The 21,269-nt window shown below is 58.9% G+C and carries 20 protein-coding genes; 10 read left to right on the top strand and 10 right to left on the bottom strand.

Annotation, left to right across the window (positions count from 1 at the left end; translation table 11 throughout):
• Positions 1-35: 35 nt before the first annotated feature.
• On the top strand, positions 36-1,175 hold the full coding sequence (gene lldD / locus ACMGF9_RS03950) for an FMN-dependent L-lactate dehydrogenase LldD (RefSeq protein ID WP_015378942.1): 1,140 nt from the start codon (positions 36-38) through the stop codon (positions 1,173-1,175).
• A 1-nt stretch (position 1,176) separates the two neighbouring features.
• On the opposite strand, the gene ACMGF9_RS03945 is transcribed toward lldD, so the two are convergent.
• Both ACMGF9_RS03945 and ACMGF9_RS03940 read right to left on the bottom strand, forming a co-directional pair.
• The gene (locus tag ACMGF9_RS03945) at positions 1,177-1,986 is read right to left on the bottom strand and encodes a MoaF C-terminal domain-containing protein (RefSeq protein WP_015378943.1); all 810 of its coding nucleotides are present in this window, start codon (positions 1,984-1,986) and stop codon (positions 1,177-1,179) included.
• A 36-nt stretch (positions 1,987-2,022) separates the two neighbouring features.
• Positions 2,023-3,288 carry an MFS transporter gene (locus ACMGF9_RS03940; RefSeq protein WP_172574923.1) on the bottom strand — a complete coding sequence of 422 codons (1,266 nt, stop codon included), beginning with the start codon at positions 3,286-3,288 and terminating at the stop codon, positions 2,023-2,025.
• A 669-nt stretch (positions 3,289-3,957) separates the two neighbouring features.
• Here ACMGF9_RS03940 and ACMGF9_RS03935 point away from each other — a divergent pair.
• Together ACMGF9_RS03935 and ACMGF9_RS03930 are read left to right on the top strand one after the other, a co-directional pair.
• Complete coding sequence (locus ACMGF9_RS03935; protein WP_004931740.1) at positions 3,958-4,875, top strand: TIGR03571 family LLM class oxidoreductase; 918 nt, start codon at positions 3,958-3,960, stop codon at positions 4,873-4,875.
• Between the two features lie 158 nt (positions 4,876-5,033).
• Complete coding sequence (locus ACMGF9_RS03930) at positions 5,034-5,465, top strand: VOC family protein (RefSeq protein ID WP_015378948.1); 432 nt, start codon at positions 5,034-5,036, stop codon at positions 5,463-5,465.
• Between the two features lie 6 nt (positions 5,466-5,471).
• Here ACMGF9_RS03930 and ACMGF9_RS03925 read toward each other — a convergent pair whose 3' ends face one another.
• Positions 5,472-7,016, bottom strand: a complete 1,545-nt coding sequence (locus ACMGF9_RS03925) for a BCCT family transporter (protein ID WP_044030569.1) — start codon at positions 7,014-7,016, stop codon at positions 5,472-5,474.
• Between the two features lie 158 nt (positions 7,017-7,174).
• Between ACMGF9_RS03925 and betI the strand changes: the two genes are divergently transcribed.
• A complete protein-coding gene (gene betI, locus ACMGF9_RS03920) occupies positions 7,175-7,771 on the top strand; it encodes a transcriptional regulator BetI (RefSeq protein ID WP_160125905.1) in 597 nt (198 codons plus the stop codon).
• 18 nt (positions 7,772-7,789) lie between these two features.
• Here the strand turns inward: betI and ACMGF9_RS03915 are convergent, their stop codons facing one another.
• The gene (locus ACMGF9_RS03915) at positions 7,790-9,559 is read right to left on the bottom strand and encodes an ABCB family ABC transporter ATP-binding protein/permease (protein WP_033633586.1); all 1,770 of its coding nucleotides are present in this window, start codon (positions 9,557-9,559) and stop codon (positions 7,790-7,792) included.
• Between the two features lie 180 nt (positions 9,560-9,739).
• Here ACMGF9_RS03915 and ACMGF9_RS03910 point away from each other — a divergent pair, with 180 nt between their 5' ends.
• Complete coding sequence (locus ACMGF9_RS03910) at positions 9,740-10,597, top strand: AraC family transcriptional regulator (protein ID WP_015378952.1); 858 nt, start codon at positions 9,740-9,742, stop codon at positions 10,595-10,597.
• A 34-nt stretch (positions 10,598-10,631) separates the two neighbouring features.
• On the opposite strand, the gene actS is transcribed toward ACMGF9_RS03910, so the two are convergent.
• Positions 10,632-11,381, bottom strand: a complete 750-nt coding sequence (actS, locus tag ACMGF9_RS03905) for an amidase activator ActS (RefSeq protein ID WP_031300610.1) — start codon at positions 11,379-11,381, stop codon at positions 10,632-10,634.
• Between the two features lie 149 nt (positions 11,382-11,530).
• Between actS and ACMGF9_RS03900 the strand changes: the two genes are divergently transcribed.
• Entirely contained in the window at positions 11,531-12,100 is a 570-nt protein-coding gene (locus tag ACMGF9_RS03900; RefSeq protein WP_004931723.1) for an HdeD family acid-resistance protein, read from the top strand.
• Positions 12,101-12,235: 135 nt separating this feature from the next.
• Positions 12,236-12,574, top strand: a complete 339-nt coding sequence (locus tag ACMGF9_RS03895) for a hypothetical protein (RefSeq protein WP_015378954.1) — start codon at positions 12,236-12,238, stop codon at positions 12,572-12,574.
• Between the two features lie 188 nt (positions 12,575-12,762).
• Here the strand turns inward: ACMGF9_RS03895 and ACMGF9_RS03890 are convergent, their stop codons facing one another.
• Positions 12,763-13,371, bottom strand: coding sequence for an OmpA family protein (locus ACMGF9_RS03890; protein WP_015378955.1), 609 nt, complete (start codon positions 13,369-13,371; stop codon positions 12,763-12,765).
• A gap of 3 nt (positions 13,372-13,374) precedes the next feature.
• On the bottom strand, positions 13,375-13,851 hold the full coding sequence (locus ACMGF9_RS03885; protein WP_015378956.1) for a hypothetical protein: 477 nt from the start codon (positions 13,849-13,851) through the stop codon (positions 13,375-13,377).
• Positions 13,852-14,239: 388 nt separating this feature from the next.
• Between ACMGF9_RS03885 and ACMGF9_RS03880 the strand changes: the two genes are divergently transcribed.
• The 3 genes from ACMGF9_RS03880 to ACMGF9_RS03870 all read left to right on the top strand — a co-directional run bounded on the left by ACMGF9_RS03880 (position 14,240) and on the right by ACMGF9_RS03870 (position 17,363).
• A complete protein-coding gene (locus ACMGF9_RS03880) occupies positions 14,240-14,854 on the top strand; it encodes a 2OG-Fe dioxygenase family protein (RefSeq protein WP_226883068.1) in 615 nt (204 codons plus the stop codon).
• On the top strand, positions 14,851-16,083 hold the full coding sequence (locus ACMGF9_RS03875) for a cysteine desulfurase-like protein (protein ID WP_021505696.1): 1,233 nt from the start codon (positions 14,851-14,853) through the stop codon (positions 16,081-16,083). The genes ACMGF9_RS03880 and ACMGF9_RS03875 overlap by 4 nt, the downstream gene beginning before the upstream one ends.
• Positions 16,084-16,370: 287 nt before the next feature.
• On the top strand, positions 16,371-17,363 hold the full coding sequence (locus ACMGF9_RS03870) for a LacI family DNA-binding transcriptional regulator (protein WP_031300612.1): 993 nt from the start codon (positions 16,371-16,373) through the stop codon (positions 17,361-17,363).
• Between the two features lie 119 nt (positions 17,364-17,482).
• Here ACMGF9_RS03870 and ACMGF9_RS03865 read toward each other — a convergent pair whose 3' ends face one another.
• Genes ACMGF9_RS03865 through ACMGF9_RS03855 form a run of 3 tightly spaced genes read right to left on the bottom strand, consistent with a single transcriptional unit; the run spans position 17,483 to position 21,113 of the window.
• A complete protein-coding gene (locus ACMGF9_RS03865; protein WP_164123850.1) occupies positions 17,483-18,880 on the bottom strand; it encodes a c-type cytochrome in 1,398 nt (465 codons plus the stop codon).
• Positions 18,877-20,529 (bottom strand): GMC family oxidoreductase, encoded by a 1,653-nt coding sequence (locus ACMGF9_RS03860; RefSeq protein WP_004931708.1) that lies wholly within the window; start codon positions 20,527-20,529, stop codon positions 18,877-18,879. The genes ACMGF9_RS03865 and ACMGF9_RS03860 overlap by 4 nt, the downstream gene beginning before the upstream one ends.
• Positions 20,526-21,113: a sugar dehydrogenase complex small subunit gene (locus ACMGF9_RS03855; protein ID WP_015378961.1), complete on the bottom strand. Its 588-nt coding sequence runs from the start codon at positions 21,111-21,113 to the stop codon at positions 20,526-20,528. Before ACMGF9_RS03855 ends, ACMGF9_RS03860 begins: the two co-directional genes overlap by 4 nt.
• Positions 21,114-21,269: the final 156 nt, after the last annotated feature.

Here is a 21,269-nt window from a genome sequence, read left to right as displayed (position 1 = left end):
CTCGTTATCGCAAGCAAGACAAGAAGGTAAACACTATGATCATCTCCGCGTCAACCGACTACCGGGCCGCCGCCCGGGCCAAACTGCCGCCGTTTCTGTTTCACTATATCGACGGCGGGGCCTACGCGGAGCATACGCTGAAGCGCAATACCGCAGACCTGGCCGATATCGCCTTGCGCCAGCGCGTGCTGCGCAATATGTCCGAACTCAGCCTGGAGACCACGCTGTTCGGTGAGCAGCTGGCGATGCCGGTGGCGCTGGGGCCGGTGGGGCTGACCGGCATGTACGCCCGCCGCGGCGAAGTGCAGGCCGCGCGCGCCGCGGCCAAAAAAGGTATTCCGTTCACGCTGTCCACCGTGTCTGTCTGCCCGATCGAAGAGGTGGCGCCGGCGATCGATCGGCCGATGTGGTTCCAGCTCTACGTGCTGAAAGATCGCGGCTTTATGCGCAACGCGCTGGAGCGCGCCAAGGCCGCCGGCGTGAAAACGCTGGTGTTCACCGTCGACATGCCGGTGCCGGGCGCCCGTTATCGCGACGCCCATTCGGGGATGAGTGGCCCTAACGCCGCCCTGCGCCGCGTGCTGCAGGCGTTTACCCATCCGCAGTGGGCCTGGGATGTCGGCCTGTTCGGCAAGCCGCACGATCTGGGCAACGTCTCAGCCTACCGCGGCAAACCGACCAGCCTGGAAGACTACATCGGCTGGCTGGGCGCCAACTTCGATCCGTCTATTTCCTGGAAAGATCTGGAGTGGATCCGCGAATTCTGGGACGGCCCGATGATCATCAAAGGCATTCTTGATCCGGAAGACGCCAAAGACGCGGTGCGCTTCGGCGCCGACGGCATCATCGTCTCCAACCACGGCGGCCGCCAACTGGACGGCGTGCTGTCGACCGCGCGCGCCATGCCGGCGATCGCCGACGCGGTGAAAGGCGACATCACTCTGCTGGCCGATTCCGGCATCCGCAGCGGCCTGGACGTGGTGCGCATGATCGCGTTGGGCGCCGACAGCGTGCTGCTGGGGCGCGCCTTCGTCTATGCGCTGGCGGCGGCCGGCGAAGCCGGGGTGGCTAACTTGCTGGATCTGATCGACAAAGAGATGCGCGTCGCCATGACGCTCACCGGCGCGAAAACCATTGCGGAGATCAACGCCGGATCGCTGGTCAGAAACGCCTGAATCAAAGCGGCTGCACGCCCTCCGGGTAGGCGTTGTAGCTCATCTTGCTGATGAAGGCCCCGGCCGGTGACACCAGAACCCGGCCGGCGGCGTCCAACCCGAGGAAGGTGCCGGTGCAGCGCCCGGAGATAAAGTCGAAGAAGAACACCGAGCACACCGGGATAATCTTTTCCCGGAAGGTGAACAGGAACATCTCGTCCTCAAACTTGTAGTAAGTGGCGTAATCCATGTCGCCGTGCCCGAACTGCTCGCCGCGCAGGTTTTGCCAGGCATAACGTTCGGTGTTGACGTAGAAGTGCTCGTAGTAATGGTTGGGGCTGTAAACGTTCAGCGTGCGATAACCGATCAGCTCGCGGGTCAGATGCGGCGCGATGCCGCCCGGCGTAACGCCGGCAATCAGCCCAACGTGGAAGCTTTGCTTGAGGCGGGATCCCTTTTCCACCGTTTGTTCGGGCAACAGCGTGCTGCGCACCAGCAGCGCCCGGCCGCTGTCGCGGTTGAGCACCAGCGTCAGGCATTCGTTGCCCGGCGACTGCAACGGAATATTGAAGAAATAGCGCGCGGCGGAGGTTTGTACCTCTTCGTAAGCGTCCTCGCCGCTCTCCCCGCCCCAGGCCCACAGCACCCGCTGCCGATCGGCGCTGAAACGCAGCGTGATTTCCCCGCCGTCTTCAAAGGCGATCTGCAACGTTTTGCCGCGCCAGTCCTGAGTGCCCGGCAGCCGGTTGGTGTCGATGCCGCGCGCAAAATCGTCGTAATTCTTCCAGTCCGGTTCGGCATTTTGATTCAGTACGGATGGTTCTGCTGACATCTTCGCTCTCCTTGATTGAATGGGATGAAAACCGCCTCAGACATCGGCGACGCCCGCCGGTTTCACCGCTCGGCGGTTCACCACGGCAGGGGCAGTTTCATCGAGAAAACAACTCAGTACGCCGGCGCACACGGCGCCGGCGGCCGCCAGCCACATCACGCTGACCAGCCCGTAGCGATCGGCGATCAGCCCGGCGATAAACGGCGCCAGGCAGCCGCCAATCACCTCGCCAATTCCCATCACCAGCCCCAACGCGGTAGCGATGCGCGCCGGCGACACCGTTTCAGACGGGATGGTGGCCATAAACAGCGTGAAACAGCCAAGGCCGGTATAAGACAGGAACACCAGCACGCCCAGCAGCCACGGATTATCGACGTAGCTCAGAAACAGCGGGCAGCACACCGCCAGCAGCGAAAAGAAGATCAGCGTCGGCTTGCGCCCGAAGCGATCGGAAATCGCCGGCACCGCCACGCCCCAGAACACCCAGGCGGCACCGATGGCGCTCATGATGCCGCCCATCGTGCCTTCGCCGAAGCCGCGGTCGGTCACCAAAAAGTTGGGGGTGAAGGTAATGATGATCATGAACCAGGTGACGAACACACAGGAGATCAGAATGCACAGCGCCACGTTCTTGATTTTGAACAACTCGCCGTAAGCACCTTTGTTCGCCGCCTTGTCGGCCGCCGGCACTGCGCTGAAAGCGGGATCCTTTTTGCCGTTCACATAGCGATAGATCAGCCACGCCAGAATGATGCCCGGCACGGCGGTCAGGTGAAACGCCATGCTCCAGCCCCACTTCTGCGCCAGATAGATGATCAGCGGCGGCGCGATAATACCGCCCAACAATCCCGGCGCCGCCCCTTGGATCAACCCCATGTTGAAACCGCGGCGCTGCGGCTGCGATTTTTCCACCATCAACGACTGTGCGATCGGTAATACCGGCCCTTCGGCGATCCCCATTAACGCCCGGAAGATCAATAGCATGGCAAAGCCGCTGACCAACCCCGACAGCGCGGAGAACAGCGAAAACACCAGGATCGACAGGATCAGCATCGGTTTACGGATATTAAAACGATCGGCTATCGCCCCCAGCCCGGCGCCAGACAGCGCCCAGGTTAACGCCAGCACCGCCGACAGGGTGCCGAGATGCACGTTGCTGAGCTTGAGGTCGGCGGCAATCATCGGAAACAGAAACGAGATGGTCAGACGGTCGACAAACACGCAGCCGAAAACGAAAAATAAAATAATCAGCAACCGGTTCTCTTCACTTAATGCGCTGCGAGGCTCTGGCGATGTATTCATAGCGTCATTTGTCCATAAGTTAACTTATGAATGGCGACCCGCCATGGCATAAGTGTGTTAAGCGCTCGGCCAAGAGAGAAATTGGCCCTCCGTCACGACAACAACTCATTAACATGTTAATGACATAAAATTATCGCAAGCCGGCGGTCTGTCAACCGGCGCTTTCTTAGAGACGAATGAAGTTTTTGTTCGGTACTATTTTAAAATCGCATTATCACAAAAAGATATTTTACCCTTCTGTTTTTACAGCCAATAAAATAATAACGGGTATTTTTCTTCGGTTAAAAACGCCTATTTTCACGCCATTTGCGAATAATCTCAACGATCACTCTTCAGGCTTATTAATTTTTTACCCGTATTGAATGAACGCTGGGGAATATTCAGTTTTATTTTTATCTATTGAATCATTTAGTTTTATTTTATTGCCGCACAACAAACTAACTCTTATGAGGGAAAGGCTATTGGCAGAGTTACATAATTTCATCTGGACAATAGCAAAAGCGCAGAGCGTGACGTAAATCACGGCAATCATGCCGTATCCTGTAAGGTAATTATGCTAGCAACAGCAATTATCTATTGCGATTAGGGCTGTTTATCTCAATTAATCGTCATGCAACACTTCGTGCCATCGTTCGACACCGCGCCGCAAGGCCTGAGACGGAGTGACACATGAGCATCGAAAGACTAACCCGGGAGCCGCTTTCCATCGGTATTGAGCTGCCGTTGGACAATGATTGGTCCACCAGCGGGCAGCTGAAACGCCAGCAGGACGGGCGGCCGTTCGGCGTACCGGACATGAGTGAACACGCTGCGCGCATCAAGCTGGCCGATGAGCTCGGCTTTCGCGCCGCCTGGGTTCGCGACGTGCCGCTGTACGATCCTGACTTCGGCGACGCCGCGCAGGTGTTTGAGACCTTTACCTACCTCGGCTACCTGTCCAGCCTGACGCGCAATATTCTGCTGGGCACCGCGGCCGTGGTGCTGCCGCTGCGCCAGCCTTGGCTGGTGCGCAAAGCGGCTTCCACGCTGCAAACGCTGAGCGGCGATCGTCTGCTGCTCGGCGTCGCCAGCGGCGATCGCCCCGTGGAGTACCCGCTGTTCGGCGCCGATTACGCCGCGCGCGGTGAAAACTTCCGCACCAGCGTCGGCATTCTCAAAGGTGAAGCCGACAGCGCGCTACAGCCCGGATTGCGCCTGCTGCCGGCCACGCCGCCGCCGCCGCTGCTGGTCGCCGGGCTGGCGCAACAAACGCCCGAGTGGGTGGGCAAAAATATGGATGGCTGGCTGTCATATCCCGGCACGCCTGCGGACCACGTTTCGCGAGTCAAACTCTGGCGTAACGTAGCCGGTGACAAGCCCTACGTCAGCTTTATTCATCTCGACCTCACCGATAACGCCGACGCGCCGATTCAGCGCCATCGCTTCGGCATCAAGAGCGGCCGCAATGGATTGATTCAGGAACTGAGCGCCATGCGTGACGCCGGGGTCAACCACATCGGCCTGCATTTCCGCCGCAACCAGCGGCCGCTGGAAGAGACGATGCAGGAGATCGGTCAACTGGTGTTGCCGGAATTCCATCGCGCCTGACGCCCGCTTTAGCCCGCTATTCCGACCTGAGCGGGTCTTTGCCCCGTTACCGGGGCTTTTTTATTTCCGCCGCTGCTAGTTCATAACAACTCAGTCTAATCCCTGCGGCCAAACGGCGGCATGATGACGGGGAAACGAGCCACCATGAGGAATGAGCAATGACGGCAAAACTGACAGAAGCGGGCTTTTGGCGCAAAACCGCCGACTCTTCATCGCTGCGCGAGCCGCGCGTGCTGATCCGGGTCTACGTCGACGAAGGCGAGATTGACCGCGCCATCGCGTTTTACGAGCGGCTGCACGGCGTGGAAGCGGATATGCGTTTCGACTTTCCCGAACATCGGCTGGTGCTGGCGGCGGTGGGGCCGTTTCTGATCCTGGAAGGCTCGGAAGAAAGCCTGCGTCCTTTCCGCAGCACCGTCGGCACGTTGCTGGTCGATGACATTTATCCTTACCACCAGCGGCTGCTGGCCGCCGGGGCCGATATCTTCTTTGGCCCGGTGGACGTGCCCACCGGCGCCTGTTTCAATGCGCGCCTGCCGGACGGCACGATTATCGAATACGTGCATCACCGGCCGCGCGCGGACGAATAAGCCGCCTCAAGGGAGCGCCGGCGTCATGGCGTAACCGCGCAGATCCTTGCGCAGGCTGACCATGTACAACACGATCACCGCCGAGAACGGCAGGCCGCACAGCACCACCGCGGTCTGCATCGCGCTGAAACTGCCGGCGTACAGCAACCCGGCGCAGATCAACGTGGTGACCGCCGCCCAAAATACCCGCAGCCAGGCCGGCGCGTCATCGTGGGCGGAACCGCCCTGGCAGGAGAGGTTCGCTATCATCAGCGTGCCGGAATCAACCGGCGTCAGGAACAGCACGAAACTGATCACCACCACAAAACCGGCGGTCAGCTGGGTATAGGGCAGGTATTCGAACAGCTTGAACACCGCCATCGGCGGATCGCTTTGCGCCACCTGCCCGAGGATCGCCTGCCCGCCTTCCAACACCAGGCTGATGGCGGTATTGCCGAAGATCGACAGCCACGCCAGCGTGAAGCCCAGCGGGATCAGCAACACGCCGAAGATCAATTCACGAATGGTGCGCCCTTTGGAAATGCGCGCGATGAACAGCCCGACAAACGGCGCCCACGCCACCCACCAGGCCCAATAGAACAACGTCCAGGCGCCCTGCCACTGGCGCGCCTTGCCGTACAGATACATATCGAAGCTGCGGCTGACCAGCGAAGTGAGATAATCGCCGAGGTTCTGCAACATGCCGTTGAGCAGATTCAGCGTCGGGCCGGCCAGAAACACGAACAGCAACAGCAGGCACAGGAAGCCGACGTTGATGTTCGACAGCATCGCAATGCCCTTCTCGACGCCGGTGACCGCCGCCAGCGTGGCCACCACCATCATCACCACGATCAGCGCCAGCAGCACGCCGGTGTTTTGCGGAATATCGAACAGATAAAACAGCCCCGAGTTCACCAGCAGCGCGCCGATCCCCAGGTTGGTTACCATCGAAATCACCGTCACCAGAATGCCGAAGCTGTCCACCAGATGGCCGGCGCCGCCGTGGGTGCGCTCGCCGAAGATCGGGTATAACGCAGAGCGCAGCGCCAGCGGCAGGCCGCGGCAATAGGCGAAATAGGCCAGCGCGGTGGCGATCAGCGCATACAGCGCCCAGCCGTGCAGCCCCCAGTGCAAAAAGGTCAGCGCCATCGCCTGCCGCGCCGCCTGCACGGTGCCGCCGCTGCCTTCCGGTGGCGACAAAAAATGATCCAACGGTTCATAGGCGCCGTAGTACACCAGCGCAATGCCGATGCCCGACGAGAACAGCATCGCCACCCACGAGGGATAGCTGAACTGCGGCGGTTCGTCATCCTGGCTGAGGCGAATATGGCCGAAGCGCGACAGCGCCAGCCAGAAGACGAACACCATGCAGGCGACCATCAACAGCATGTAGTACCAGCCGAACACGTCGGCGACCCAACTTTGCGCGACGTTCAACCACTGTTTGCTGGCTGCGGGAAACAGCACGACCAGCGATCCCAGCAGCAGGATCACCGCCGCCGAGCCGAAAAATACCGGGACATTCAATCTGACAGGTTCTTCGTCAAGCGATGGAGGAGTTTTTGTTGTCATTGGCAGGCTTCCATGATGCGAAAGACAGACGATTTAAATGCAACTTTTAATTAACATTTTATCGTCATTTATTTGACATTTTCGCAGCATATAGAGTATTGATTGACCGTTCAATCAATCAAATCCAAAGTGTGATTGGCCTATCAGTTGAGGAAAATATGTACCGAAGAGACATTCCGGAGCAGCGTAAGGAGCAGTTGATTAACGCCGCCTTCGAGACCATAAACGTCGTCGGGCTGGCCGGCGTCACCCTGTCTCAGGTCGCGAAAGAAGCCGGGCTGTCGACCGGCATCGTCAGCCACTATTTTGGCGATAAAGAGGGGTTGCTGAGCGCCACCATGCGCAAGATCCTGCGCGATCTGCGCGACGCGGTGGCCGAGTGCCGCGCGCAAGCGGCGAGCGACAGCCAGTCACAGCTGTTCGCCATTATCCAGGGCAACTTCCACCCCAGCCAAACCAACGCCGTGTCCATGCGCGCCTGGCTCGACTTCTGGGCCGCCAGCATGCATCAGCCGGTGCTGCGCCGCCTGCAGCGCGCCAACGATCGGCGGCTCTATTCCAATATTTGCTGCCAGTTCCGCCGCGAGCTGCCGCTGCAGCAGGCGCGCGACGCGGCGCGCGGGCTGGCGGCGATGATCGATGGGCTTTGGCTGCGCGGCAGCCTGGCCGGCGGCGAGACAGACCTAAAGCAGGACTGCCGCATCGCCTGCGACTACGTGGCGCAGCGGCTCAACGCCGCCCAGCAGCAGGGGTGAACGTGAACGGCGGCTCCATCAGTGCGGTTCCTGCTCTTCACTGTACTGGGTTTGCCACATGGCGGCGTAGCGGCCGTTCGCGGCCAGCAACGCCTCGTGCCCCCCGCGCTCGACGATCTCCCCCGCCTCCAGCACGATAATTTCATCGGCATCCACCACGGTGGAGAGCCGATGAGCGATCACCAGCGTGGTGTGGTTGCGGCTCACCTCGCGCAGGTGCCCCTGGATTTCGCGCTCGGTCTGGGTATCCAACGCGCTGGTCGCCTCGTCAAACACCAGGATGGCCGGATTTTTCAGAATGGTGCGCGCAATCGCCACCCGCTGCTTTTCCCCGCCCGACAGCTTCAGCCCGCGCTCGCCCACCCGGGTGTCGTAACCGTCGGGCAGACCGACGATAAAATCATGGATATGCGCCAGCCGCGCCGCCCGTTCGATTTCTTCATCGCTGGAGCCGGTTTTGCCGTAACCGATGTTATAACGCAACGTATCGTTGAACAGCACCGTATCCTGCGGCACGATGCCGATCGCCTGCCGCAGGCTGGCCTGGGTCAGTTGGCGAATGTCCTGGCCGTCGAGGGTAATGGCGCCCCCCTGCACGTCGTAAAAGCGAAACAGCAGGCGCGACAGCGTGGACTTGCCCGCGCCGGAGGCGCCGACCACCGCCACCGTGTGGCCCGCCGGAATGGTAAAGCTCACCTGCTTGAGGATCGGCCGACGCGTGTCGTAACCGAAGCTGACCGCGTCGAACCTCACTTCGCCGCGATCGAGGCGCAGCGGCTGCGCATCCGGGCTATCGACGATCTCACGCGGTTCCTGCAGCAGATCGAACATGTTCTCCATGTCGATCAGCGCCTGGCGCACCTCGGAATAAATAAAGCCGAAGAAGTTCAGCGGCTGATACAGCTGCAGCAGATAGGCATTGACCAGCACGAAGTCGCCGACCGTCATCGTCCCCTGCGTAATGCCCCGCGCCGCCATAGTCATCATCACGATCAGTCCGATCGAGATAATGGCGGTTTGCCCCAGGTTGATCGCCGTAAAACTGAATTGGTTCTTGATGGCGGCGTATTCGTACAGCCGGCGCGACAGGTCGAAACGCTCGGCCTCGAACTCTTCATTGCCGAAGTACTTCACGGTCTCATAGTTCAGCAGGCTGTCGATGGATTTGCTGTTGGCGTCGGCGTTGGCCTTGTTGAGCTCGCGGCGAAAGCGGGTGCGCCAGCTGACCGCCAGCACGGTGAACAGGATGTAGCAACCGACCGTCGTCAGGATCGCCAGCGCGAACCAGCCGTTCAGCATATGCCACATGATCGCCGTGACCAGCGAGAGCTCGAACAGGATCGGCACGATGGAGAACAGCAGCCGTGACAGCACCGTGGACACCGCCTGAGTGCCGCGCTCGATGGACAACGACAATCCGCCGGTCTGGCGCTCCAGATGGAAACGCAGGCTCAGCGCATGCAGCTGGCGGAACACCCGCACGCCCAACAGGCGCGTGGCGTTCTGGCTGACGTGGATAAACATCACGTTGCGCAGTTCCTCAAACAGCGCGCCGCCCACCCGCGCCACGCCGTAGGCGACGATCAGCCCCAGCGGCACCGCCAGCATTTTCGCCGTCTCGCCGCTCAGCGCATCAACCATCGCTTTGTAGGCCAGCGGCACCAGCGTGGTGCTGACCTTGGCCGCCACCATGAACACGAAGGCCACCACCAGATACCAACGCAGCCGCGGGTTATCTTTCGGCCACAGATAGGGCAGCAGGAATTTCAGCAAACGGGAACGATCCATCATGTAATATTCATCTTCTCGGTCGGGATCGCGGCGCACAGCCGCGCGGGGGTTATGAGTTTGGCCTGGCCGGCGGCGAACGCCGCACCATTCCCTTTTCCTGCAGCGATAACTCAGCATCATCCGTCAGGAGAAGCGGCGGCGGCTCGGGCAAAGTTCAGGCATGGAGGAGACAATCACATGACCCAGACGTATGCAAAGCGCTTTGCGCTGGTCTTTGACTATATCGACCGCCACCTGGACGAGGCGCTCACCGTCGAAAAACTGAGCGAAGTGGCCCACTTTTCGCGTTTTCACTTTCAACGCCAGTTTAGCGCGTATTGTGGCATCTCGGTGTGGCGTTATATCCAGTGGATGAGGCTCAAACGCGCCTCGTACCGCCTGGCGTATAACCCGCTGGAGCCGGTGATTGACATCGCGCTGGACGCCGGTTTTCAAAACCCGGAGTCCTTCAGCCGCGCCTTCAAACAGGCGTTCAGCCAAACGCCAAGCCAGTTTCGCAAACGGCCGGCCTGGATCGATTGGCAACAGCGCTTTCCCGAGCCGAAACACAAAAGGAAACAACCCATGAAGGTAGACATTCTCGACTTCCCGGCCACGCCGGTGGCGATGATCGAACATCGCGGCCCATCCGCGCTGGTCAACGAAACCGCCGCACGCTTTATCGAGTGGCGCAAAACCAGCGGCCTGTCGCCGGTCAGAAGCAGCCGCACTTACGGTATCGCGCCGCACGATCCGGCCACCACCGAAGCGCAGGACTTCCGCTTCTACATCTGCGGAGAGGTCACTGCGCCGATCCCGGAGGACAACGCCTTCGGCGTGGTGAACAGCACGCTGCCGGCCGGGCGCTGCGCGGTGCTGCGCCATCTCGGATCGCTGGATGGGCTCTCGGAAAGCGCCCGCTATCTTTACAGCGAGTGGTTGCCGGCCAGCGGCGAGGAGCTGCGCGATTTTCCGCTCTATTTCCACTACCACAACTTCGTGCACGAGGTGGCGGAATATGAACTGGTGACCGATCTTTATCTGCCGCTGAAATAGCTGACATCCGGCCCCGCAAGGAGCCGGATTGACGTTAACAGGACGGCGACGATCCCTGCGGCGGCAGATAGCGCTGCGGATCGAGCGCGGTGGCGCGGTAGCGGATCTGGAAATGCAGGAACACCGAATCGGTGCCGGTGCTGCCCATGGTGCCGATCTTCTGCCCCGCTTTCACATCCTGGCCGTTGCGCACCAGCGTGGTGTCGTTGTGCGCATAGGCGGTAATGAAGTCTTCGCCGTGCTTAATCATGATCAGGTTGCCGTAGCCGCGCAGCTGGTTGCCGACGTACACCACTTTGCCCTTGGCGGAAGCATAGATCGGCTGGCCGCGTTTACCGGCGATGTCGATGCCCTTGTTGCCGCCATCGGCATTGGAGTACGCCTGCACGATCCGGCCGCTGGTCGGCCAGCGCCAGCAACGTGCGGCGCCCGGCGGCGGCGTTTGCTTGGCGATCGCGGAGGAAGATGTTTTACGGCGCGTGGCGGCGGTTTTGGTCGGCGCGCCGCCGCTCAGCCGCAGCTTTTGCCCCACTTCCAGATTATAGGGCGGGCGTATCTTGTTGATTCTGGCCAGATCGCTGACTTCGCTGTCGGTGATCCAGGCGATGTAATACAGCGTATCGCCCCGTTTGACGGTGTAGGACTTGCCGGTGTAGCTGCCCTTCGGCAGTTTGTCGTAGTCGCGGTTGTAGGTGTTTTTACCCGAACATCCGGCCAACAACAGCCCCAATGTCAGACACACCGCGATGCGGCGCCACCTCGCCAGCTTGCTTCCTGTGCTCAAATCCTGTCCCCAATCGTCTTTTCGGTTCTGATACGCCTCAGCCGCACAGTGTAACATTTGCGCCGGGTCAGTCAAAAACCCCCAGACGGTCTATGCTAAACAGGTAAGGATGACTGATTAATTACCCAACGACGAAATGGAGTACTGTCATGTTGAACCTCGACCGCAATAATCTGCCCCTCCTGAGCGAAGAACTGCTCAAAAAGCAACGCACCACCCTGCTGATCATCGCCTTCCTGCTGCTGGCGGGCGGCATACTGTGCCTGGTCAACCCTTTCGCCTCCGGCGCGGCGTTGAGCATCGTGGTCGGCGTCCTGCTGCTGTTGAGCGGCGCCGGGCTGATTATCGCCATGATCGCCAACCGGGCGCAGAATACCTGGCCGATGATCGGCGGCATTCTGCTGGGCGTGGCCTACCTGATTATCGGTTATGTGTTCATCACCAGCCCGCTGGCGGGCATTCTGGCGCTGGCGGTCTACCTTGCCGTGCTGTTCGCGCTCGGCGGCATCGCGCGCCTGGCGGCCGGCTATATGCGCCGCGGATTGCCGGGCAACTGGCTGCAGTTCGTCATTGGTGTACTCGATTTGATCATCGCCTGGATGCTGATCGGCTCAGGCCCGGCGGCGTCGGTCACGCTGGTGACGGCGATCGTCGGCATCGAAATGCTGGTCAGCTCCTTTGCACTGTTCCAGGCGGCGAATCTGTTTAAACGCGCCTGACGCTACCGGCCCGCCATCGCGGGCCTCATCGCTTTTGTTGCTTCCAGACAAAACAAGGCGATACCCCCTCGGCTTGTCCGTGGTTATCTTCATCGGTAAGTGCCAATATAGGCGCAGACAAGGGAGCTGAAACCGATGACAACCCATTCCAACCCGTTGAACTCGCGGGAAGTCTGCCTGCAATTACGCCATTTCAATCAGGTAATCGGGCAACAATGCCGCAATATGGCGCGCCAAAATACCACCTGCCCGTGCTGCCTGACGGACATCGCCACCGGTTGCGACGCCGGAATCAAACTGTGCGGCCAGCAGTTGGCCAAACCCAACCCGCAAACCCCGTTATTCCGGCAGATTCGCAACTTGCTGCTCGATCTGCGCGCAGAAGCGATAGGGGTTCACAGAATTGACGTCCTAAACCGCACCAATAACGAAATATCCTGGCTGTTGCGCGAGCTGTATTTCGAGACGTTCTGATCCCGCATTTTGTCGGCGCCGCTAAAGCGAAAGCCGAAAGCGAGATACGGGCTTTTGGCGACGCGATCGTGTTCATCAATCATTAGCGTCACCGGCTCCACGCCATACAGCCTGAACTCCGCGAGCAGTCAGCGGGAGGAGCCCGTTTAAAAGCGGCTCTGGCAAAGGAAACGTCCACCGGCGCGGGGTTAACCGGCGGCAGCGGTTTTCGGCAACACGAAGTCAACCCGCCGATTCTTGGCCCGGCCCGTCGGCGTGTCGTTGGAAGCCACCGGTTCAGCCTCCCCTTTTCCCCGTTCACTCAGACGAGATTTTTCTACCCCATGTGCGATCAGCCAAACAGCCACCGCACGTGCGCGTCGCAGCGACAGATCCTGATTATATTTATCGCTGCCCACCGCATCGGTGTGTCCCTCGATCACCACGTTCCCTACCGGTTCGGCAGCGATAAATTGCGCCACCTGTCGCAGCGCAGGCTCCGCTTTAGCAGCAATCGCATCGCTGTCGAAGGCAAACAGCACATCGCTGCGCATCGATAACGTTACGGCATTTTTGCTGTCTCTGACGGAAATGTCGGCGGATTGTTTAGCCAAATCCGCTGCCTTACTCTGCAGATCAAGGACGCCGGCATTCAGCCCCGAAGGCAAACCAACCAAATCCAGCCGGGTAGCCTTGAGATCGAGTATCACCGGTTTCCCCACGGACGCCGGCTCTCCGCTGTCAGCCCATGAACCCAATGACACCAGCCCAAAGGCTAACATCCCACCCACACAGGCGGCTTTCCTGAGGCCGTTCATCGCTCAACGATCCGTAATGGCTATCGGCCCGAGCGGCTCGACGTTGGCGATCGTCAGGTACACCTCTTTCACATCAGGTGGAGGCGCGGGGAAGCTGCCAAACCAGGTGGCGACATAGGGAATGCCTGAGCTTGAGCTGAATGACACGTTGGGAGAGGCCAGTGGGACATTATTGCTATCGGTAAGCAGCAGGTATTTTTTATTACCCACCAGAATGTAGAAGGATTTCTCAAGACTGCTTTTATCCAGACTGCTATACAAGCCTTGTCCATTAAGGTTGTCTTTCAACCCTTTGAAACGCACTTTGATGGTCAGGATTTCACCGTGGCGCACGGCCTCGGTCACTTGCGCTTCGGCTACGCCGCTGCTGACGATCCCGGTAGCCAACGGGGTCACGGGGGGATCCTCCGCGAACGCCATGCCGGGAAACATTATCGAAGCAAACAGGCAGGAAATGACGAATTTTCTGACATGCTGCATGATCGGAGTCCTTATTCAGGAGGGAGTTGAAGATTGTTCTTTCAACAATCAGGCAATTCCACTGCGGTCACTCGGTCCCGGAATTATAGTAAAGCACCTCATATTCATGAGAGTTATCCCTGAAAGCGTAACCTTGGTCACGTTATGCTTGCGCATGAACTCTCACCCGTAGTGCTTATTTTGCTGAATGACCGGCTTCATACAGGCATTGCCTTCTGCTCATCCTCTCTGCTGTTCACCCCACTTTACGACCGCCGTCACACCTCGCTACCGCTAAATTGCGTTGGTTATAGAGTCGTCTACAATTCAATCGAATTACCCCCTACAACATCAGAAATTATTATTATTAGAGGTGATTATGTTACAGAAACACGAAAACGTAATAAGTATGACTGTACTAAGCCCGCAAGCCACCCAACAGCTGATGCCATCGTTCTCCTCCTTGCCCCACACGCAACACGCCGACGGCAAATATCGCCTGCGCCGTTATTCGGTCGTTAAATACCTCAACCCCAACGTCGCCGAAGTGGGGCCGCGCACCTTCATGCAGTCGGATCAGATCAACCACTTCCAGGGCAATGTGGTTCGCCGCTTCGAACCTATCGACAGCGCCGTGTTGCAGAGCGCCGGCATGGCAGAGATGTGCAACCTGTTTGCAGAAAGCAACGAACTTCCGGAAGGCGCCGAGATAGAGATCCACCAGATGCGCGTGGTCGCCATCGAGAAAGACACCCAGGTGGCGCCGGAAGGCATTCACCAGGACGGTTTCGACCATATCGCAATGATCGCCATTCATCGGCACAACATCGTCGGCGGTGAAATCATGCTGTATGACGACAGCCACCACGACCCTTTCTTTAAAAAAGCGCTGGCGGACGGTGAAGCCGTGCTGCTGGCGGACAGCAAACTGTGGCACAACGCCACGCCGATCAACGCCGTGAGCCCGGAAGAAGAAGGTCATTTGGATCTCTTTGTCCTCACCGCTCGGGGGGAGAAAGCATGACCTTTACCCCCGAGCTCGCCCGCGCACAGTTCAGCGCGCTGTCACAGCAGATCGACGGCAAACCGGCCATCTTTTTCGACGGCCCCGGCGGTGCGCAGGTTTCACGGGGCGTGCTGGAAAAAATGACCGACTACCTGGGAAGGTACAACGCCAACCTGGGCGGCCACTATTTCTCGAGCCGGGTCACCGGCGAGGTGATGGGCCAGGCGCGGGAATCGGTGCGCGCCTTGTTAAATGCGCCGTCGCCCGACAACATCGTCTTCGGCATGAACATGACCACGCTGACTTTCCATCTCAGCCGCATCATCAGCCGCGACTGGCAGGCCGGCGATGAAGTCATCGTCACCGCACTGGATCACTACGCCAACGTCTCCAGTTGGCAGCAGGCTGCCGCTGACAAAGGAGCCGCGGTGCATCAGATACCGCTGGAGAGCGCCGACTGCGCATTGGATGCCGCGAAAGTGTGCGAGCGCATCAACGCCAACACCCGTCTGGTGGCGGTCAGCTACGCCTCCAACGTCACCGGCAGCATCGTCGATATCAAAACCATCGTCGAAGCCGCGCATCGGGTTGGCGCGCAGGTGTATGTCGACGCCGTGCACTATGCGCCGCACAACCTGATTGACGTGCAGGCGCTGGGCTGTGACTTCCTGGTGTGCTCCGCCTACAAGTTCTTTGGCCCGCACGTCGGCATGGCCTACATCGCGCCGCAGTGGTTGCAGCGCCTGCGCCCTTACAAGGTCGAGCCGGCCACCGACGTCGGCCCCGGCCGTTTCGAGACCGGCACGCAAAGCTTCGAAGCGCTGGCCGGCGTCGCGGCCGCTATCGAGTATCTGGCGCAGTGGGGCACGCCCGGTGCGCCGTTAAGGCAGCGTCTGCAGGAGAGCTTCGCCGCCTACCACCAGCATGAAGAGGCGTTGTGCAGCCACTTCCTGCAGCGGCTGCAACAACTCGACGGCGTGCGGCTTTATGGCAACCCCCGGGCGGACAGCGCGCGCCGCACGCCGACCTTCGCCCTGACCTTCAGCGGCCATACGCCTGACGCGATCGCCCGCCGCCTGGGGCAGCACAACATCTGCGCCGGCAGCGGGCATTTCTATGCGTTGGGCTTGGTGCAACAGCTGGGGTTGCAGGACGGCGGCGTGCTGCGCATCGGCATGATGCACTACAACACTCGGGGCGAGATCGATACGCTGTTCAACGTGATCGCCGAAGATATTCTCAGTTAATCCGGCCATATCGGCCCGTTCATCTTATTGAGCGGGCCGAATCAAGTATCAAACTGCCCGTCTTTTCTTCCACCGCGTCCACGGCGCACAGATGCGTGCCTTTCTTTCCCCGCGTTACGAAATGCGGAGATAACGAACATATAATGCCGGAACGGGAAAAAAGACCTGGATCGGCGCATCGTGCGGTTGTCACCGGATACGGCGGAGGCAGCACATTGCGCGCATTCTCTTTTGACTCGGCAGTGGGCATAATGACAAACACGGTCTGGATCAGATGAGTATGAATGGTGAAGTCGCAGCGCATTACGTTAAATGACATTGCTGTACTGGCTGGTGTCACCAAAATGACGGTCAGCCGCTATCTGCGCACGCCGGACAGGGTTAAACCGGAAACCGCTGCGCGCATCGCCGCCGTGATCGAGGAAGTCGGCTATCAGGCCGATCCTGACAATCCCGCCCTCTATTCCAATAGCCCTCCCCTCATCGGCGTTCTGGTTCCTTCTTTTAACAATCTGATATTTGCTGATGTCCTCGCCGGCATTGAATCCGTGACGTCTGTACAGGGTTATCAGACGCTGGTCGTCAATTATGACTACAACAGCAAACGCGAAGAGGAGCAAATTGCCGCGATCCTGGCTTTTAAGATCAAAGGGCTGCTGCTGACCGAGTCAGTTCATAGTCTGCGGGCGGAAAAATTCCTGAAGACGGCAAAAATACCCGTTGCTGAAATCATGGGGCTGTCAGGCAATGCAGATCGAATTAACGTGGGTTTTGATAATGTGAAAGCCGGCTACGATATGACCACCATGTTGCTGGCCAGCGGTAAAAAACGCATTATCTATTTTGGTTCAATGTCTGATATCCGCGATGAACAGCGTTACACGGGATATTGTCAGGCAATGGCTAACCATGATTTACCTACCGGTCGTATTTCCCCCAATAAGATCTCTTCCATTTCAATTGGGACGGGCATGATGACGCTTGCGAGCCAAATGTATCCGGATATGGATGGTATTCTCTGTACCAACGACGATCTGGCCGTTGGGGTGTTACAGGAATGCCTGGCAAACGGTATCAGCGTTCCAGCGCAAATTGCCATTGCCGGATTTCACGGTCTTGAGATCGGGCAGATCATCACCCCCCGGTTAGCCAGCGTACTGACGCCACGGTATGAGATGGGGAAAGTGGCGACAGAAATCATAATAAAAAAAATTAAAGGGCTGCCGACCATTGAACGTGTCGATCTCCACTTCCGCCTGTCAATGGGGGAGACAATATAGCTTTCCCCGCCAGTCACTTCAGTACTGGCCATAATTGCCCGCTTCGCCAGAAAAACATCACTCGCTATCCCGACCAGAAATTCGGCCAGATGGCGCCACCCACCTGACCGAACGCCCCCTTAACGTGCCTTGCGGCGCCGGAGCCAGAATAGGACCAGCAGAATAATGACGACCGCCGCGACGGCCATGCCAGGCAGAATCATCGGCTGTGCGCGCGCCAACAGCGGTTTCGGGCCCCCGGCGCGCACCTCACTCACGTCCTCCTCAGTCACGCTCAGCGTGCTGTTGCCGTATTTCTGCAGCACGAAGTTAGCGATATCGGCAACCTGCTTATCCGTCAGCTCTCCGACATAGGAACCGGCGCCAAAGCTCGGCATCAGTACGTGCTTGCCGTCAACCCGGCGATCAACCCCCTGCAAAATGGCGGCAATCAGGTTTGACGGATTGCTCGCGGCCGTGGTGGAGTTGTTGAATAGCGAAGGGTAGGCCTGGTTCAAACTGCCGCTGCCGTCCGGCTGATGGCAACTGGCGCAGTAGCCGCTGTAGAGCGCCTCGCCGCTATTGAGCGTGTGGTTGGCGTTGGGCGAATTCATGCCGCGGAGATGGGGCTCAACGTTGTAGTGCGCCTGGCTAAGGCCATTGCCCTGGCGCCCCTCGCCCTGTGACGGCACGGTCTTCAGGTAAGTTGCAATCGCCCGCAGCTGCCGGTCGGTCAGGTATTGGAAGCTGTGCTCAACGGCTTCAGCCATTGGCCCCGCAGCTTGTGCGCGCCCTTCCGCCCGACCGGTTTTCAGGTAGTCCACTAACTCCTGCTCGCTCCAGTCGCCGATCCCTTCCTGGCGATCGGCGGTGATATTCGGCGCGTACCAAGCCCCCAACGATGCCCCCATCAGGAAGCGCGAATTGTCTTCCGCCATCAGCACATTACGCGGCGTATGACAGGTTCCGCAGTGAGCCGGGCCCTGCACCAGCGCAGCCCCCTCGTTCCACGCCTCACCTTTCGTCACATCCGGGGTGAAACGCCGATTGTCCAAATAAAGCATGTTCCACACCGCCATGGAGAGGCGGATGTTGAACGGAAACGGCAGATCGGTTTGGCGCCTGGCCGGCTCATCGACCGGGGCAACGCCATGCATGAAATAGGTATACAACGCGTGGATCTCGTCATCACTCAGACGGGTATAGGCGGTGTAAGGCATTGCCGGATAGAGATACGTCCCATCTTGCCGGATCCCAGAACGCAGAACCTCGGCAAACGCCGCTTCAGAATAGCCGCCGATGCCGTATTTTACCGATGGGGTTATATTGGTGGCGTAGATAGTGCCCATGGGAGAAGCAATGCCGTACCCCCCGGCAAAAGGCTTGCCCTGCTGCTGCGTATTCGTATGGCAGGCCATGCAGTCCGAGGCGATAGCCAGCGCTTGCCCTCTAGCGATCAGATCGCCGTCCTGGGCATGCGCCGCGAAGCCGCTTCCCAGCAGCAGCGTCGCTGCCAGCGAGTGGGTGATTTTATTCATTTGCTCTCCAGGGCGCGCAGTACGTCATTGGCCGCCTTGAGTCCAAGCGCCGCCATCGTCAACGTGGTGTTGACAACGCTGGCTGAAACCATGGCGCCTCCACCCGGGATCCAAAGGTTGTCATGATCGTGGGCGCGGCAATTGCCGTTCACCACCGAGTTCGTGGGATCGCTGCCCATGATCGTGCCGCCCATAATGTGGTTGTTGGCATTCAGCTTGTCGTTAATCACAAACTCTTGCGCATCGAACAAGTCGCCAATCTGCCGTAGCTGGATTTTGACCACTTCCAGCCCTTTACGCACATAATCGCCGACGTCGTAGTGGATGTCCGGGCAGGCCAGGCCATGCTTGTCTTTGCGGGTGGGGCTCAGGGTCAGACGGTTGTTCGGGTCCGGCAGCGGTTCCAGGCTGATGGAGAGATCCACCGAGCGGCTGGCGCGATCGCGCACTTCATCCTGCAGCGCCTTGCCGACCTTGCCCGTTTTCAGGACTTCAAGGGCGGAGGGGATCACCCGGTTGATGTTGTTGATGATGATCTTGTTGGCGGAGTGGTCGCTGCGGAACGCGCCGTCACGATACCCCACCATGCAGCTGCTCTGCGCCGGGCCGCGGCCAACCCACAGGGCCTCTCGCGCCAGGAAGGAGCAGTGCAGGCCAGAGTGATCCATCATGTTGCGCCCCACCTGATCCGAGCTGTTCGCGATGCCGTTCGGGTTCTTTTCGTTGGCCGCCAGCAGCAGTAAGCGCGGGTTCTCAATCCCATTGCAGGCCAGAACGAACGTTTTACCGATCGCCCGATGGGAGTTATGCGCCGTGTCGTACCAGTGAACGGCGGTGACGCGGTTATTGTCGTCGGTGTCAATTTTGTACACCACCGCCTCGGGGATCACCTTCGCCCCCTTGTGTTCGGCCCGTTCAACGTGGTGAATGCCGTTGTACATCGCCCCTATAGGGCAAATCGGCTGGCAATTGTTATTGCCGCAGCAGGTGGGCCGTCCGTTCCAGGGGCGGGTGCTGCGGCCTTGCGGAATGGGCACCGATTTAAAACCGTGAGGATTAACAATCTCAGCAATGCGTCTGTCGCCGTAGGCCCAGGGCACCATGTCCATCGGGTAAGGCCCGCTGCGTTCCGCAGGGGACTGCCACTCCGGATTATTCGGGCCGGCAACGCCTATTTCCTCTTCGGCTTTCGCGTACCACGGTTCGATATCTTCGTAGGAAATAGGCCAGTCTCTCCCCACGCCATAGAGGGATTTCATGCGAAAATCATTGGGATGGTTGCGCCAGCAAGAAGCGGCCCAGTGCCAGGTGGTTCCCCCCACCACACGCAAATAGCCCTGTTTAAAGCCTGAGCCATTGGGGCCGGTCAGTTTGATATAGTCGTTCTCCGGGAAATAGAGCGGCGCGGTGGCGTACTCCGATTGCGGGTAAAGCCCCTGAAAATCCGACCCCGCACGATTGTGCAGTGGCATATTGCGCCAGTTTTCCACAGCCTGTGCGCGCTCAATGCGCGGGCCTGCCTCAAGCACCAGCACCGAGTAGCCTTGGCTCACCAAAGCATCCGCCATCAGACCGCCCACAATACCGGAACCGACAATGACGACATCGGCCTCTGCATCGCCGGAAGCATTAATTATTGGGCTTTTCACACGCGGTCCTCATATTTTTTATCGGCTACGGCAGGCAAATCTGTTGCGGGAATGGAAGGTTGGCGGGTAACGCCCGGCGGCAAGCCGGTCCACCACAGCGGGCCAAAATTGCACCAGGTCGGCACAATCAGGGCATCCTGAACCGTGCGATACATCAGCGCCTCTTTATAACTAATCAGCTGACCCTGCTCAGCGTTTGAAGGATCTACGGTCCCGGTATACCACGCGGTCACAATTGCCTGGATAAGCTCCCTCTGCCCCTGTTCAATCGCATGTCGGTTCAAGGTTTCCGCATCGGTGGCTTGCTGGCTCAGGATGAACAGGGCGTTGAGTTGCGAGTTCAACTGCGGAAAATGTTCGCGCAGTGCGGAAAAATAGCGGGCGGAGAGTGTGACGTCCAAATCGTCAAACTCGGTAATTTTTCTCGAAATTTGCAAAAATTGCGCGTATTCAACGGGCGAGGCGGCAATTTGCGCCCGTTCGGCATAGGTTATATTTGAATAAGGCAACAGGCTGGCGGCGACGATGACGCCCACCATTTTCCCCAGCGCCTCCCTGCGGGTAAGCACGATTTGCAACGACATTATTAGCTCCGAAATAATTTATTTTTATATAGTTTTTTTAATATCTATCAGAACGCAGGCAAACCAAAATAAAAAATTGTGCTAATGGGGAGGAACCGCATTAAAAGATCAAGGCGTTATGAGATTGGCTACATCGACTACAGAGGTAAACTCCGG

The sequence above is a fragment of the Serratia sp. BNK-23 genome (assembly GCF_047456145.1).
Taxonomy (GTDB): domain Bacteria; phylum Pseudomonadota; class Gammaproteobacteria; order Enterobacterales; family Enterobacteriaceae; genus Serratia; species Serratia nematodiphila.
The sequence above is the reverse complement of the archived record's forward strand: the minus strand, read 5'-3'. Positions and strand labels throughout refer to the sequence as shown.

Excerpts from the sequence above, each read along its gene's own strand:
- ACMGF9_RS03910 (WP_015378952.1), top strand. The coding sequence starts at position 9,740 with ATGACCCAGACGTATGCAAAGCGCTTTGCGCTGGTCTTTGACTATATC.
- ACMGF9_RS03885 (WP_015378956.1), bottom strand. The coding sequence starts at position 13,851 with ATGCAGCATGTCAGAAAATTCGTCATTTCCTGCCTGTTTGCTTCGATA.
- ACMGF9_RS03875 (WP_021505696.1), top strand. The coding sequence starts at position 14,851 with ATGACCTTTACCCCCGAGCTCGCCCGCGCACAGTTCAGCGCGCTGTCA.
- ACMGF9_RS03855 (WP_015378961.1), bottom strand. The coding sequence starts at position 21,113 with ATGTCGTTGCAAATCGTGCTTACCCGCAGGGAGGCGCTGGGGAAAATG.
- ACMGF9_RS03930 (WP_015378948.1), top strand. The coding sequence starts at position 5,034 with ATGACGGCAAAACTGACAGAAGCGGGCTTTTGGCGCAAAACCGCCGAC.
- ACMGF9_RS03925 (WP_044030569.1), bottom strand. The coding sequence starts at position 7,016 with ATGACAACAAAAACTCCTCCATCGCTTGACGAAGAACCTGTCAGATTG.
- ACMGF9_RS03940 (WP_172574923.1), bottom strand. The coding sequence starts at position 3,288 with ATGAATACATCGCCAGAGCCTCGCAGCGCATTAAGTGAAGAGAACCGG.
- ACMGF9_RS03935 (WP_004931740.1), top strand. The coding sequence starts at position 3,958 with ATGAGCATCGAAAGACTAACCCGGGAGCCGCTTTCCATCGGTATTGAG.
- lldD (WP_015378942.1), top strand. The coding sequence starts at position 36 with ATGATCATCTCCGCGTCAACCGACTACCGGGCCGCCGCCCGGGCCAAA.
- ACMGF9_RS03900 (WP_004931723.1), top strand. The coding sequence starts at position 11,531 with ATGTTGAACCTCGACCGCAATAATCTGCCCCTCCTGAGCGAAGAACTG.
- ACMGF9_RS03865 (WP_164123850.1), bottom strand. The coding sequence starts at position 18,880 with ATGAATAAAATCACCCACTCGCTGGCAGCGACGCTGCTGCTGGGAAGC.
- ACMGF9_RS03880 (WP_226883068.1), top strand. The coding sequence starts at position 14,240 with ATGACTGTACTAAGCCCGCAAGCCACCCAACAGCTGATGCCATCGTTC.
- betI (WP_160125905.1), top strand. The coding sequence starts at position 7,175 with ATGTACCGAAGAGACATTCCGGAGCAGCGTAAGGAGCAGTTGATTAAC.
- ACMGF9_RS03915 (WP_033633586.1), bottom strand. The coding sequence starts at position 9,559 with ATGGATCGTTCCCGTTTGCTGAAATTCCTGCTGCCCTATCTGTGGCCG.
- ACMGF9_RS03945 (WP_015378943.1), bottom strand. The coding sequence starts at position 1,986 with ATGTCAGCAGAACCATCCGTACTGAATCAAAATGCCGAACCGGACTGG.
- ACMGF9_RS03895 (WP_015378954.1), top strand. The coding sequence starts at position 12,236 with ATGACAACCCATTCCAACCCGTTGAACTCGCGGGAAGTCTGCCTGCAA.
- ACMGF9_RS03890 (WP_015378955.1), bottom strand. The coding sequence starts at position 13,371 with ATGAACGGCCTCAGGAAAGCCGCCTGTGTGGGTGGGATGTTAGCCTTT.